At 71.6% G+C, this 14,458-nt stretch carries 11 protein-coding genes; 5 read left to right on the forward strand and 6 right to left on the reverse strand.

The features are described 5' to 3' along the window. The first annotated feature begins 13 nt into the window (after nt 1-13). The 3 genes from ACWEVS_RS03225 to ACWEVS_RS03235 all read left to right on the forward strand — a co-directional run bounded on the left by ACWEVS_RS03225 (nt 14) and on the right by ACWEVS_RS03235 (nt 6,001). Nucleotides 14-1,828 (forward strand): sigma factor-like helix-turn-helix DNA-binding protein, encoded by a 1,815-nt coding sequence (locus ACWEVS_RS03225; protein ID WP_452549674.1) that lies wholly within the window; start codon nt 14-16, stop codon nt 1,826-1,828. A 174-nt stretch (nt 1,829-2,002) separates the two neighbouring features. Next, the gene (cysS, locus tag ACWEVS_RS03230; protein ID WP_452549675.1) at nt 2,003-3,370 is read left to right on the forward strand and encodes a cysteine--tRNA ligase; all 1,368 of its coding nucleotides are present in this window, start codon (nt 2,003-2,005) and stop codon (nt 3,368-3,370) included. 120 nt (nt 3,371-3,490) lie between these two features. Next, nucleotides 3,491-6,001: a penicillin acylase family protein gene (locus tag ACWEVS_RS03235; protein ID WP_452549677.1), complete on the forward strand. Its 2,511-nt coding sequence runs from the start codon at nt 3,491-3,493 to the stop codon at nt 5,999-6,001. 15 nt (nt 6,002-6,016) lie between these two features. On the opposite strand, the gene ACWEVS_RS03240 is transcribed toward ACWEVS_RS03235, so the two are convergent. Continuing rightward, nucleotides 6,017-6,466 carry a hypothetical protein gene (locus ACWEVS_RS03240; protein ID WP_452549679.1) on the reverse strand — a complete coding sequence of 150 codons (450 nt, stop codon included), beginning with the start codon at nt 6,464-6,466 and terminating at the stop codon, nt 6,017-6,019. 75 nt (nt 6,467-6,541) lie between these two features. Here ACWEVS_RS03240 and ACWEVS_RS03245 point away from each other — a divergent pair, with 75 nt between their 5' ends. Next, on the forward strand, nt 6,542-7,465 hold the full coding sequence (locus tag ACWEVS_RS03245; protein WP_452549680.1) for a hypothetical protein: 924 nt from the start codon (nt 6,542-6,544) through the stop codon (nt 7,463-7,465). Nucleotides 7,466-7,511: 46 nt separating this feature from the next. Here ACWEVS_RS03245 and ACWEVS_RS03250 read toward each other — a convergent pair whose 3' ends face one another. Both ACWEVS_RS03250 and mshB read right to left on the reverse strand, forming a co-directional pair. Next, nucleotides 7,512-7,967 (reverse strand): DUF6113 family protein, encoded by a 456-nt coding sequence (locus ACWEVS_RS03250; RefSeq protein WP_449917814.1) that lies wholly within the window; start codon nt 7,965-7,967, stop codon nt 7,512-7,514. 11 nt (nt 7,968-7,978) lie between these two features. Further along, on the reverse strand, nt 7,979-8,884 hold the full coding sequence (mshB, locus tag ACWEVS_RS03255; RefSeq protein WP_449917816.1) for an N-acetyl-1-D-myo-inositol-2-amino-2-deoxy-alpha-D-glucopyranoside deacetylase: 906 nt from the start codon (nt 8,882-8,884) through the stop codon (nt 7,979-7,981). Between the two features lie 120 nt (nt 8,885-9,004). On the opposite strand from mshB, the gene ACWEVS_RS03260 reads away from it, so the two are divergent. Continuing rightward, nucleotides 9,005-11,074, forward strand: coding sequence for a prolyl oligopeptidase family serine peptidase (locus tag ACWEVS_RS03260; protein ID WP_452549682.1), 2,070 nt, complete (start codon nt 9,005-9,007; stop codon nt 11,072-11,074). A gap of 79 nt (nt 11,075-11,153) precedes the next feature. On the opposite strand, the gene ACWEVS_RS03265 is transcribed toward ACWEVS_RS03260, so the two are convergent. The 3 genes from ACWEVS_RS03265 to ACWEVS_RS03275 are packed head-to-tail and all read right to left on the reverse strand — an operon-like array spanning nt 11,154 to nt 14,414. Beyond that, the gene (locus ACWEVS_RS03265) at nt 11,154-12,623 is read right to left on the reverse strand and encodes an AAA family ATPase (protein WP_452549684.1); all 1,470 of its coding nucleotides are present in this window, start codon (nt 12,621-12,623) and stop codon (nt 11,154-11,156) included. Between the two features lie 40 nt (nt 12,624-12,663). After that, nucleotides 12,664-13,314 (reverse strand): response regulator, encoded by a 651-nt coding sequence (locus ACWEVS_RS03270; RefSeq protein ID WP_452415840.1) that lies wholly within the window; start codon nt 13,312-13,314, stop codon nt 12,664-12,666. Further along, nucleotides 13,311-14,414: a sensor histidine kinase gene (locus ACWEVS_RS03275; RefSeq protein WP_452549687.1), complete on the reverse strand. Its 1,104-nt coding sequence runs from the start codon at nt 14,412-14,414 to the stop codon at nt 13,311-13,313. Before ACWEVS_RS03275 ends, ACWEVS_RS03270 begins: the two co-directional genes overlap by 4 nt. Between the last annotated feature and the right edge of the window lie 44 nt (nt 14,415-14,458).

Here is a 14,458-nt window from a genome sequence, read left to right on the forward strand (position 1 = left end):
TGGTTGGACCCCAATGAATCTCAGCCTGAGTGACCTCGCGCCGCCCCTGCGCTGGACCTCTCCCGTCCAGATCGCACCTCTCGCGGATGATCCTCAGCTGCCCGACGCGTGGTGGCAGTCGATCCCGCTGGACCGGGCGTGTGCCGTGATCGGCACGCAGGCCGTGGCCGGCCGTCTCGCCGACGTGGCCGTGGCCTTCTGGGGGCATCTGCAGGTGGGCGACATCCTGCCGTTGCTGAGGTTCTCCAACCCGGGCGAGAGCGAGCGCACGCCCGAGGTGCTCGGCCGCGACGTGGTCCACAAGCTGTTCGTCGGCGTGTTCGAGCGGCTGCTGGAGCCGGTCGCCGAGATCAGGACGGTCGCGCTGCCGCAGCTGGTCGACGAGCTGTTCGTCGCCCTCGACGAGCGGCAGCGCACGATCGCGCGCGACCGTGTCTACGCCGAGCAGCGGGCCACGCTCGACGAGCTCGCCCAGCGTTTCTCCGTGACGCGCGAGCGGATCAGGCAGATCGAGCGCGACCTGCGCGACCACGTGGAGGCGTGGCTGGCCTCGCCCGACGCGGGGCCGCTGCTGGCGCACGTCACCTGGCTGCGTGGGCAGCTGGGCTCCGCCGTACCCGCTGAGCATCTGGCCGACGCGGCGCCGTGGCACCGCACCGAGCTGGTGACGCTCGGCATCCCGGTGTGGCGGTTCGTCAGGACGCTGCTGACCGGCTACGACCAGGTCGACGGCTGGCTGATCGCGGGCGGTGTCGACGAGCTGCGGGAGAAGACCAGGCAGCTGTTCGCCGAGGGGCCGAGGGTCATGGCGGAGGCCGTGGCGATGACCTCGCAGCTCGGTGTCCGCGAGGACGTGGCCGAGCGGTGGCTGGCCACGGTGCCCCAGCTGCGGGTCTACGAGGGGCACGTCATGCTGTGGCCGCGCAGCGTGAACGAGAAGGCCGAGGCCGTGCTGGCGGTCTCGGGGCACGCGCTCACGCCCGAGGAGATCCAGGAGCGGATCGGCGAGGACTACAGCCTGGTCGGCATCCGCAACCAGCTGACCGCCGACGCGCGCTTCCGCCGCGTGGACCGCAACAAGTACGGCCTGGCGCGGTGGGGCGGCGAGGAGTACCTGGGGATCAGGGAGATGATCGCCAGGGAGATCGAGCGGGCCGGCGGCGAGGCCTCGGTCAACACCATCGTGGCCAACCTGACGTCGAGATACGACGTGAGCGAGAGCTCGGTGCGCGCCTACTCGGGCGGGCCGGGGTTCGAGCGCTCGCAGCGTGGCTGGATCAGGGTGGCCGCGCCCGACCAGCCGGGCTACCAGCCGCGCAAGGACGTCTCCGAGACGCGGCGCTGCTTCAGGTCGCGTGACGGGCGCTGGTGGCACCGGGTGGACGTCAACGCCGAGCACCTGCGCGGGTCGGGCTCCCCGCTGCCGACCGGGTTCGCCGCGCACCTCGGGATGGCGCCCGGCGGGTCGCTGACCGCCTCCGCGCCGTCGGGTGACGTGGTGATCTCCTGGCACAACCAGCCGACGATGGGGTCGATCAGGAACGTGCTGGCGGAGTTCAACGCCTCCGAGGGCGACCACGTGTTCCTGACGGTCTCGGACGGCGGGGAGCTGCTGACGCGCTTCCTTCCCGCCGCCCAGCCGGCGCTGCGCCCGCTGAACAGGGCGCTGCACCTGATCGGCTACACCGCTCCGGTCGACTCGGAGGCCGAGGGGCTGCGGCTCATCGGGGCCAGGGTGGGGCTGCCCGAGACGGCCACGCGCGAGGAGGTCGTCGCCCGGCTGCGCGAGCGCGGCGACCGCGACATCCTCGGCTTCCTGGGCGAGTAGCCCGTCCTGGGGGCTTTCTGGGCGAGTAGCCCGTCCTGGGGGCTTCCTGGGCGAGTAGCCCGTCCTGGGGGCTTTCTGGGCGAGTAGCCCGTCCTGGAGGCGCGGCCGGGAGCAGGGCCCGGCCGCGAACGGCTGGGCCTTGGGGGTGGCGACGCGCCGGATTAGGCTCGTTCCATGTTGCGGATCTACGACACGCGCACCCGGCAGGTCGAGGAGCTTCCCCAAGCCAGGGCCCTGAGGATGTACACCTGCGGCCCGACCGTCTACCGGTTCGCGCACGTCGGGAACCTGCGCTCCTACCTCCTGTCCGACCTCGTCCGCAGGGTCCTGGAGCGCAACCGGGTCCGCGTGCTCGTCTGCCAGAACATCACCGACGTCGGGCATCTCGTCGACGACGCCGAGGTCGGCGAGGACAAGATCGTCCTGCGGGCCCGCGAGGAGGGCCGCTCCACCCTCGACATCGCCCGCTTCTACGAGGACGCCTTCCACCGCGACACCGCCGCCCTCAACCTGCGCCCGCCCGAGTACACCCCGCGCGCCACCGAGTCCGTCGACCTCATGATCGAGCTGATCGTCAAGCTCATGGAGAAGGGGCACGCCTACGCCGTACCGGACGGCTCGGTGTTCTTCGCCGCGCAGACCTTTCCCTCGTACGGCGAGCTCTCGGGCAACCGGCTCGACGCGCTCAGGCCGGGGCACCGGGTGGAGGGGGTGGACGAGCGCAAGCGGTTCCACGCCGACTGGGCGCTGTGGAAGCACTCGCACCGCGAGCTGGCGTGGGACACCCCGTGGGGCGGTCGGGGCTTCCCGGGCTGGCACGTCGAGTGCTCGGCCATGTCGCTGCGTTACCTGGGCGATCGGATCGACGTCCACACCGGCGGGATCGACCTGCGCTTCCCTCACCACGAGGACGAGCGCGCCCAGTCCGACACCGCCGCGGGCCACGAGGTGGTGCGGCGGTGGGTGCACGGTGAGCACCTGCTGTTCGACGGGCGCAAGATGGCCAAGTCCACCGAGAACGTGGTGCTGCTGCGGGACGTGACCGCCACCGGGCTCGACCCGCTGGCCGTCCGGCTGGCGTTCCTGGAGCACCGCTACCGCCACCAGATGAACCTCACGTGGGACACCCTGCGCGCGGCCGACCGCACGCTGCGCCGGTGGCGGACCAGGGTCGCCGAGTGGGCCGAGTCGCCCAGCGCGCCGATGGCCGAGCAGTGGGTACGGCGCGCCGAGGCCGCCCTCGACGACGACCTCGACACCCCGTCGGCGCTGCGGGTGCTGCGGGAGCTGGAGAAGGACGAGTCGGTGGCGCCCGGCGCGAAGTTCGAGTCGTTCCTGCATCTGGACCAGGTGCTCGCGCTGGACCTGTCGACGGAGATCGGCAAGGTGCGGGTGCTCCCGCCGGGGGCGGCCGAGCTGCTCGACCAGCGGGCGCGGGCCCGCGAGGCGCGCGACTGGGACGCGGCCGACCGGCTGCGGGAGGAACTGGCCGGGCTCGGGGTCAAGGTGGCCGACACCCCCGACGGGCAGACCTGGACCTAGCTTCCCTCGTGCCCGGACGTCGCCTGATCGCGACCTTTCCGTCACGCGAGGTGATCATGGTCGTCGCACCGAGAAACGGCTGCGACACTTGGTGCGAAGCCACGGCATAAGGAGGTTTTCGTGAGGTTCAGGCCCTATGTGGGGTTGCCGTGGCCGCTGCGTTGGCTCGCGAGGGTGCTGACCGTCCTCCTGGCCCTGGCGCTCGTCCTCGCGGCGGTCGGCGTGTGGATAGCGCGGCAGTCGTTCCCGCGGCTCGAAGGCACCATCAAGGTTGCGGGCCTGACCGGCAAGGTCGAGGTCTACCGCGACGAGTGGGGCATCCCGCAGATCTACGCCGACACCTCCGAAGACCTCTTCATGGCGCAGGGCTACGTCCACGCCCAGGACCGCTTCTGGGAGATGGATTTCCGCCGCCACGTCACCGCGGGACGCCTGTCGGAGCTGTTCGGGCCGGCGACGCTGACCGAGGACAAGGTCATCCGCACGATGGGCTGGCGGGAGGTGGCCGAGCAGGAGCTGGCGAACCTCACCGAGCGCACCAAGCGCTACCTCGACGCGTACGCCAAGGGCGTCAACGCCTACCTCGCCGAGCACCCGAACGCCTCGGACAGGAGCCTCGAATACTCCGTCCTGAAGCTGCAGAACTCCGGCTACAAGCCCGAGCCCTGGACACCGCTCGACTCGGTGTCGTGGCTGAAGGCGATGGCCTGGGACCTGCGCTCCAACCTCGACGACGAGATCGACCGTGCCCTCGCCGCCACGAAGCTGCCGAGGGAGCGGGTCAACCAGCTCTTCCCCGGCTACCCGTTCGACCGCAACCCGGCGATCGTGACGCAGGGCACCATCGCCGACGGCCGCTTCGACGAGCGCAGCGAGCCGCGGCTCGGCGAGGGCTCGGCCGTCCTCACCGGTGCGGCCGAGGCGCTGAGCAGGGTGCCCGACCTGATGGGGGCCGAGGAGAACGACGGGATCGGGTCGAACTCGTGGGTGGTCTCGGGCGAGCACACCACGACGGGCAAGCCGCTGCTGGCCAACGATCCGCACCTGTCGGCGCAGCTGCCGTCGGTCTGGTACCAGGCGGGGCTGCACTGCCGTACGAAGTCGGAAAAATGCGCTTATGACGTGACAGGGTTTACCTTCTCCGGGGTGCCCGGCGTCATCATCGGGCACAACGACAAGATCGCCTGGGGGTTCACCAACCTCGGCCCCGACGTCGCCGACCTCTTCCTGGAGCAGGTCAAGGACGACACCTACCTCTACAAGGGCGAATGGCTCCCGCTGGAGACCAAGAACGTGCAGATCAAGGTCGCCGGCGGCGACCCCGTGACCATCAAGGTCCGCAAGACCAGGCACGGGCCGCTGATGCACGAGGTGATGGGCAGCGTCAAACCGTCGGACGAGGCCAACGCCGTGGCCCTGCAGTGGACCGCGCTCACCCCCGGCACCGCCGCCGAGGCGATCTTCGACCTGAACGAGGCGGGCGACTGGCACGAGTTCCGCGCCGCCGCCTCACTGTTCGACGTGCCCGCGCAGAACCTCGTGTACGCCGACACCGAAGGGCGCATCGGCTACCAGGCGCCCGGCCGCATCCCCGTGCGCGCCAAGGGCGACGGCACCTGGCCCGTGCCGGGCTGGACCGGCGAGTACGAGTGGCGCGGCGCGATCCCCTTCGACGAGCTGCCCAGCGTCTCCGACCCGGCCGACGGCTTCGTGGTCACCGCCAACAACGCCGTCATCAACCCCGACCGCTACCGGCAGCTCCTCACCAAGGACTGGTCGTACGGCTACCGCGCCAAGCGCATCCTCGAACGGGTCCGCCAGGCGACCAAGAGCGGCAAGATCGACGCCGAGACCATGAGCCGCATCCAGCAGGACTCCCACAACGGCCTGGCCGAGGTCCTCGTCCCCGCGCTGCTGAAGGTGGGCCTGGCCGGCCCCAGCGCCGACGCCCAGGCGCTGCTGCGCGGATGGGACGGCTCCCAGGGCCTCGACTCCGCGCCCGCCGCCTACTTCAACGCGGTCTGGCGGCACCTGCTCATGGCGACGTTCAACGACGAGCTGCCCTCGGGAGCCCGGCCGGGCGGCGGCGACCGCTGGTACGAGGTCGTGCGCAACCTGCTGGAGCGCCCGGAGGACCCGTACTGGGACGACGTGACGACCAAGAACGTCACCGAGACCCGCGACGACATCCTGCGCGCCGCCATGGCCGACGCCCACCACGAGCTGGCCGGACTGCTCGGCCCGGACGTGAAGGCGTGGCGGTGGGGCGACCTGCACACGCTCACCCTGACCAACCAGACCTTCGGCACCTCGGGCATCGGCCCTGTCGAGGCGCTGTTCAACCGCGGCCCGTTCGGCTCGCCCGGCAACAAGGACGCGGTCAACGCCACGGGATGGAACATCCAGGACGACTACGGGATCACCGCCGTCCCCTCGATGCGGATGGTCGTCGACCTGGCCGACATGGACCGCTCCCGCTGGATCAACCTGACCGGCGCCTCGGGGCACGCCTTCCACGACAACTACTGGGACCAGGCGGCGCTGTGGGCCGACGGGCGGACCACGCCCATGCACTCCAAGCTCGACTCGATCAGGAAGGCGGCCAGGCACACGCTCACGCTCACGCCGTGAGCGGGCGCGACTCGCTCACTCGCCCTTCTCGATCCCCTCAGGGAGCGACTGGTCGCGCTTCCACCACGGCGCCGCGCGGGGATACCCGCCGTCGTCGAGCCCGGCCAGTCGCTCGAAGGGGTTGTAGGCGGCCTGGTTGCCGCAGATCAGCAGCGACACGCCGAGGGAGAGCAGGTAGAGCGGCAGCATGGGCAGGCCGGCGCACCAGGCCCACTGGGTGGCGTGCCGGTCCTCGTGGTCGAGCAGCCTGCCGGTCAGGTAGGTCTCGGGGTGCTTGGTCAGCACGACGTTCCCGACGGTGAAGGCACCGGCAACGGGGAAGCCGTAGCGATAGCCGTACGCGAGAATGAGTCCCTGAGGGCCGGGCTTTCTCGTCGTCCCGCCGATGACGGAGATCAGCAGGCCAAGAGGGGTGGAGAGGTTGACGAAGTTGGCGATCCTGCGGATCCGGTGCCGCCTGTCCATGCCTCTCACCCTTGACCCGACTTGACAAATCGGAATAATGATCCCCGTCCTGAAATCTCCCCCAAGAGCAGGATCATGAGATTCATCATTCTGGCCGCCCTGGTGTGCACCATGGCGCTGGCCACCGTCGGCGGCCTCGCCGTCACCCAGACCTCCTCGGCCACTGACACCCCCACGGTTGACCGGCTGGAGTTACCCGTCTCCACCAGCCCCTCCCCCACGCCGACGCCCACCGCGGCCAAGTACACCGCGACCACCAAGGTGGTGGCCAAGAAGGGCGTCGCCTATCTGGACGTCGCCGTCACGTACGGCGGTGCGGCTCGCTTCACTGTGAAGCAGAAGGTGTGCAAGGGCAAGTCCTGCCGGACGGCCACCGCCTCCCTGCCGGTGACGACCGGCGCCGGCAAGGCCTCCACCAAGCTGGGCAAGGGCACCTACAAGAAGAGCGGCAAGGCCTCGGTCTCGCTCAAGGTGCTGCCCTGGCCGACGCGCACGGTGACGGCCACGGCGACGCCGTCGGCGACCGCCACGGTCACCGCGTCGGCGGTCCCGTCGGCCACGGTGACGGTCGCTTCGACGACCACGGTGAACGCGACCACCACGGTGAACGCCACCACGACCGCGACCACCACCGCGACCACCACGGTCACGACGGGCCCGACGGTCACGGCGACCGCCACGGTCTACGTCACCTGCACACCCGCGCCCCCGGCCCAGGACACGATCCCGACCCCGAGCCCGAGCCCGACGCCGAGTCCGAACCCGCCCACGCCCCAGGCGGTCCCGCCCGCGGACGGCGGCACGCCGGCCGTGGACCTGGCCGTCACGACCCCGCTGGCCGCCACGCCGACCCCGACCACCTGCCCCACCACGGGGGATGACGGGGGTGACGGCGGCGAGGACGACGACGGCGAGACAGGCGACCTGACGCCCGAGCCCGACCCGCTCCCAACTCCGACCCCGACCCCGACCCCGACTCCGCAGCCCCCGGTCCAGTAGCCCGGATCCAGTGGCCCGGGTCCGGTAGCCCGGGTCCGGTAGCGCGTCAGCGGCCCCCGTCGACCGTCGGCGGGGGCTGCCGCATCATCGGGGCCTGCTGGTCGACGCCCTTCAGCAGCCACGAGCCGCCGCCCGCCGACGACGGCGAGAGCAACACGGCCACCAGCACGACCGCCATGCCCCCGTAGAGGTAGACGAAGCCGGCCACGTCACCGGCGATCACCAGGTCGCCCGCCGCGCGTTTCAGCGAGAACACCATCGACACCAGCAGCCAGCCGGCCGCCACCGCCGAGGCGCCGAGCTTGGCGCGCATCAGCCTGCCCGCGCCGAAACAGATCGCGAACAGCGCGGGCACCCAGCCGATGGCCGCCAGCGGCCACGTCGGCCCGACGTACCACGCGTGCGTGAACCCGCCCACCACGCCGAGGACGACCCCCAGCACGGCCAGCATGCCGTACGCGGCCCCCGCCAGCGCGGACTCGGCGTGGCTCCGTTGCTCCATAACGGAGGAGGTTAGTGGATGCCCGCGAACAGATCCTTCTCCAGGGCGTGATGCTCGCCCAGCCCGCCCGCCTCGATCGGCGCGCCCGGCCCGGTCTCGCCCGTGATCCCGCTGCGCAGGATGAAGTGCTCGACCCCGAACACCTCCTGCCCGATGTTGTTGGACAGCGCGAACCAGGGCGGGTCGACGGTGATCTGGGTGGCGTGCGCCCGCATCGCGTCGAACTTGTTGCCCAGGTACGGCCGGGCGTCCACCTCGGTGGTGATCTCGTGGTCCTGAACGCCGAACGGCACGTCCTCGACGTTCTCGGCGACGAAGCCGACCCCCGACCGCTCGATCTCCTCGGCCGTCCTGCGCATGACGGACTTGGCGGTGGCGGTGTAGTAGAACTTGGCGATCCGCCACGGCTCGCCCTCGCCGAAGGCCGGGTCGGCGGCCAGCTCGAAGGCCCGCCACGCCACCCGGTGCGCCTGGATGTGGTCGGGGTGACCGTAGAAGCCGTCCTCGTCGTAGGTGACCAGCACCTGCGGCCGCACCTCTCGAATGATCGCCACCAGCTCGGCCGCCGCCTCGTCGAGGTCGGCCCGCCAGAACGCGTGCGGCCGGTCGTTGGCGGCGGCGCCCATCATGCCGCTGTCGCGCCACCTGCCGGGACCGCCGAGGAAGCGGTGGTCGTCGACGCCCATCGCCTTGCACGCGGCGTCGAGCTCGCCGACGCGGTGAGGACCGAGCGCGTCGTCGCCGTCGGCCGCCAGGTGGGCCAGCTCCGGCGGGATGACCTCGCCCTCCTCGCCCAGCGTGCAGGTGACCAGGGTGACGTGGGCTCCCTCGGCGGCGTACCTGGCCATGGTGGCGCCGGTGCCGATCGTCTCGTCGTCGGGGTGGGCGTGGACGAGCAGCAGGCGTCGATCACTCATGCCCCGAGCGTATGCCACCCGGCGCCTGCCTCCGCCACTGCTTCCACCCGCTCCACCTGCGTTTCCTACGGCGTCACCGGACGCGCGGGGCGACCGTCTCACCTGGCAGGATGGGGGCTTATGAGTGAGAGCTTCCCGCGCCTGCACGCAAGGACCCGCCGGTTCACCCTGGGAGTGCCCAGAGGCTTCACCATCTCCCCCGACGGCGCCCGCGTCCTGTTCCTGCGGACGCAGTCCGGCACCGACCCGGTGACCTGCCTGTGGGAGCTCGACACCGCCACCCACGTCGAACGCCTGCTCGTCGACCCCCGCGCCCTCGACGCCGACGACGAGAACCTGCCGCCGGAGGAGCGCGCCCGCCGCGAGCGCAGCAGGGAGCAGGCCGGCGGCGTCGTGGCCTACGCCACCGACTCCGCCGTCACGACGGCCGCCTTCGCGCTGTCCGGCGGCCTGTACGTCACCGACGTGGCCGAGGGCGCCACGCGCCGCCTGGAGACGCCGGGCGCGGTCATCGACCCCCGCCTGTCCCCCGACGGTCGCCTGGTCGCCTACGTGACCGGCGGCGGCCTCCGCGTCCACGACCTGGCCACCGGCGACGACCGCGCCCTGGCCGAGCCCGAGGGCGACACCGTCACCTACGGCCTGGCCGAGTTCATCGCCGCCGAGGAGATGGACCGCCACCGCGGCTACTGGTGGGCACCCGGCAGCGACGCGCTCCTGGTCGAGCGCGCCGACGAGGCGCCCGTCCAGACCTGGTACATCGCCGACCCCGCCAATCCGGACCGCGCCGCCGTACCGCAGCGGTATCCCGCGGCGGGCACGCCCAACGCCCGCACCGAGCTGTTCGTCATCGGGCTCGACGGCTCCAGGGTCGCGGTGCCGTTCGAGGACGAGTACCTCACCACCGCCGCCTGGGACTCCCACGCGCTGTCGATCGTCACCATGCCGCGCGACCAGAAGGCGCTGCGCCTGTTCACCGTCGACCCGGCCACCGGCGCGGCCACGCTGCTGCGCGAGGACACCGACGACGCCTGGGTCGAGATCGTGACCGGCGTACCGGGGCATCTCGACGACGGCTCCCTGGTCTGGGTGGCCGACGACGAGGGAGGGCGCCGGCTGTTCGTCGGCGACCGCGCGATCACCCCGCCCACCCTCCAGGTGCGCGACGTGCTCGACATCGACCGCGACACCGTGCTGTTCAGGGCCAGCGGCGACCCGACCGAGATCCAGCTCTGGACCTGGGACGGCCACTCCCTCATGCCCGTCTCCACCTCGTCCGGCGTCTACTCGGGCCGGCTGTCGGGCGGCGTCGGGGTGCTGACCGAGCAGTCGCTCGAGAAGGAGGGCGTCTCCGCCACGGCGGTCCTGCCCAGCGGCATGACCATCCCGATCCCCTCGCTCGCCGAGCGTCCCGGCCTCGACCTGCGCGTCCACCTCGGCCGCGCGGGCACCCGCGAGCTGTCGACCGCGGTCGTCTTCCCCTCCTGGCACGAGCCGGGCTCGCGCAAGCTGCCCGTGCTCCTCGACCCGTACGGCGGGCCGCACGCCCAGCGCGTCCTGGCCGCCCAGGGTATGTACCTCACCAGCCAGTGGTTCGCCGAGCAGGGCTTCGCCGTCGTCGTCATCGACGGCCGCGGCACGCCCGGTCGCGGTCCGGCCTTCGAGCGGGCCGTCCTCAACGACCTGGCCACGCCCGTCCTCGACGACCAGATCGACGCGCTCCAGGGCGTCGCGCAGCAGTACCCCGACGACCTCGACCTGTCCAAGGTGGCCATCCGCGGCTGGTCGTTCGGCGGCTTCCTGGCGGCGCTCGCCGTCCTGCGCCGCCCCGACGTCTTCCACGCGGCCATCGCGGGGGCGCCGGTGACCGACTGGCGCCTGTACGACACCTGCTACACCGAGCGTTACCTGGGCGACCCCGCCGTCCAGCCCGAGGTGTACGACCAGTCGTCGCTGTTCGCCGACGCCGCCAAGCTCGACCGCCCGCTGCTGCTCGTCCACGGCCTGGCCGACGACAACGTGGTGGCCGCCCACACCCTCCGCCTGTCGTCGGCGCTGCTGGCGGCGGGACGCCCGCACACGGTGCTGCCGCTGTCCGGCGTCACCCACATGACGCCGCAGGAGGTCGTCGCGGAGAACCTGCTGCTGCTGCAGGTCGACTTCCTCAAGAAGGCGCTGGGCCTGGTCTGATCCACCGTCCGGCCCGAACCCCCACAGGCGGTGGGGTTCGGGCCCGCCGGTGACCTGCCCGCCCACGTCCGCAGACAGCTCAGGAGCCCTCGTAGAGCTCGTCCAGCCCCACCAACCGCACGTCCGTACGCCTCTGAGCGATCTCCTCCAGTTGTGGCGTGAACCCGTTCGCGCTGAACAGCAGCAGCCGCGTATCGGCTGTCGCCCGCTCGTCCCTACTCCACAGCAGCCCGCGAGCGTGTTCCAGCCGGTCGAGATGCGCCCGACCCACCACGTCGCCGCTCTTCACCTCACCGATAGCGATGATCCGCTCTCGTCCGTCGTCCGCGCGGGCGAACGCCACCACATCGAGTTCGTGCCCGGTCCGGTTGGCGGGATCCGGCAGCACGCCCGACGCGACACGCGCGGCCCGTCCGCCGACGGTCTCGGCCTCGGCATGCCAGCGGGTCCAGAGCCGGGCGAGGTGCTCCACATGCGGCCCCAGGACCTTGCTGCGGAAGGCCGCCTGCGACCTGTCCCATACCCGCGCGGCCAGCCCTGGCCGTTCCAGGTCGGTCCACTCGGGCCGCATGATCGCGTGATAGAAGCTGAGGATAGGTTCGGTGATGCGATAGGCCGACCGCTTGCCGTGGAAAGCGTCGGGCTCCCTGCAGATCATGCCGATGTCCTCGAGCACGGTAAGCGCGTGCCCGAGATCCGTTGATTTCCTGCCGAGATAACCGGCGATTCCTCCTCGCGTGTGGTTGCCGCCGGCGACCGCCGACAGGACCCCGTGGAAGAGCGCGGTGTCGCGGAGTTCCGGCTCCTCGGCCAGGAGGAACCTGCCCTCGCGGAACAGCGGACGCCCGGGGTTGAGAACATTGCGGATCACCCAAGGGCCGAAGTCCTCCAGATCCCTGGGGACGTCCCCCAGCGTGAATTCACGCCGATAGGCGGGCGTCCCGCCGACCACGGCATGAACGCGCAGTGCCAGGGCCGGATCATCGATCTCCCAGAATCGCCTGGCCATCCGGTAGTCAAGGGTCGGCACCACCAGTTCCAAGCTCGCCCTGCCGCGGAGAGGCGCCGTTCCGGCCAGGAGCGACCCCATGAAGGACAGCGCGGACCCGCACAGCAACAGACGTACCGGCGAACCCTCACGCTGCCCCTGAGGACCGAGCGCGCGCTGGATGAGTGACGGGAGTTCGGGCGACGCCTTCGCCAGGTAGGGGAACTCGTCGATCACAACAGGGATGGGCCGATCTCCGGCGATGCCCATGAGCGCGCGCATGGCCTCGTCCCAGTCAGCGAAGCGACGCGGGACGGTGTCGCCCAGATGGTGAGCCAGGGCGGTGCCGAACTGGCGCAGCGACTCCGCCCGCGTCGCCTCCGTCGCCGCGAAATAGAATCCGCCCGCCGCCCTGCAGACCGCGTCCAGCAGGAACGTCTTGCCCTGGCGCCGACGCCCCGACACCACGCCGAGCGTCGCCTCTCGCCCCGGGTATGCGATGAACCTGGCGAGCTCAGACCACTCGTAGTCCCGATCGAAAACCTCGGAAGGCTTGTCCATGAGGCAATGATAAACACATCTATAATAGCTGTGCTTATTATCAGAGGCCGAGGTCGGCGTCGTGGACGAGGATGGCCGCCTGGACCCTGTTGGTCAGGCCGAGCTTGGCCAGCACCCTGCTGACGTGGGCCTTCACCGTCGCCTCCGTCAGATGGAGCTCGCGGCCCACCTCGGCGTTCGACAGTCCCCTGGCCAGCGCCCTGATCACGTCCTCCTCCCGCCCGGTGAGCGAGGCGAGCCGCCGCCTGGCCGTCTCGGCCCTCGACGGCGTCCTGTCCACGAACGCCCCGATCAGCCGCTTGGTGACCGTCGGCGACAGCATCGCCTGCCCTTCGGCCACGGTCCGTACGGCCGCGGCCAGCTCACGCGGCGGGGTGTCCTTCAGCAGGAACCCGACGGCCCCGAGCCGCAGCGCCTCGTGCACGTACTCGTCCAGGTCGAAGGTGGTCAGCATGATGACCTTGGGCGGGTCGGCGGCACCGAGGACGCGGGCGGCCCCGGCGAGCCCGTCGGTGCCCGGCATGCGCACGTCCATCAGCACGACCTCGGGCCGCAGCCGCGCCACCGCGGAGACCGCCTCGGCCCCGTCCCTGGCCTCGCCGACGACCACGATGTCGCCCGCCGCTTCGAGGATGAGCCGCAGGCCCGACCGGACCAGGGCCTCGTCGTCGACGATGAGGACCCGGATCACGCGGGGATCCTGGCCCGCAGCTCGAAGCCGCCGTCCTCGCGGGGGGCGGCGTGCAGGGTGCCGCCGCCGAGTTCGACCCGTTCGCGCAGGCCGACCAGGCCCCAGCCCGACTCGGGGAGCGGGGTGGCCGGCCGTACGGGGGGCTGGTTGGTGACCACCACCTCCAGCGCGGACGGCAGGAAGCGGATGGCGACGTCGGCGGCGGTCTGCCCGGCGTGCTTGTGGATGTTGGCGAGCGCCTCCTGCACCACGCGGTAGGCGGTGCGCTCGGCCGTGGGACCGATCTCTCGAGTGTGGCCCTCGTCGAGCCTGGTCAGCGTGAGGCCGAGGGCGCGCGAGCGGTCCAGGAGCGTGTCGAGGTCGGCCAGCGTGGGCTGGGGCGCGCGGGGCGGGGCCTGCGCGGGGGTGCGCAGCACTCCCAGGACGTCGCGGAGGTTGGCCAGGGCCTCCCTGCCGATGCCGCCGATGAGGGCGGCCGCCTCGGCGGTGCGCGGGTCGGAGGTGCCGACCTCGAGTGCGCCGGCGTGCATCACCATGAGCGACACCCGGTGGGCGACGACGTCGTGCATCTCGCGGGCGATGTGGGCGCGTTCCTGTGCACGGGCCTGCTCGGCGCGCATGACCTGCTCGCGTTCGAGCCGGTCGGCGCGCTCCCTCGCGGCGGCGAGCACGTCGCGCCTGGCTCTGACCCACAGGCCGAAGACCAGCGGCAGCGCGATCACCGCCGCGCCCACGAGGGTCGCGTTGGCCAACGTGCCGGTCACCGTCTCGCGCGTGCCGCCGAGCAGCGCGCCCACCACGGCCGACAGGCCGGTGACGGCCACGCCCGCGCCCGCGTAGGCGGCGACGCTCCGCGGCCCGCGCGACGTCGTGCCCGCGTAGTAGGAGGCGACGAGCAGCGGCGGCCACATCGCCAGCGCCACGTAGCCGGCGGCGCCGGCGACCGCCAGCGGCCACCAGGCGCGCCGCGTGAAGCAGGCGGCCAGGCCGGCGAGCACGGCGGCCGTCGTCGTCAGCGGCCAGGGCAGGCTGGACGCCACCCCCATCTGGCCGTTGACGACGGCCAGGCAGGCCAGGAACACCACGGCACCGAGCAGCATGGTCCGAGCGTACGGCGCGGCGAACCGGACTCTTTACGACGAAA

Source organism: Nonomuraea sp. NPDC003754, assembly GCF_053605785.1.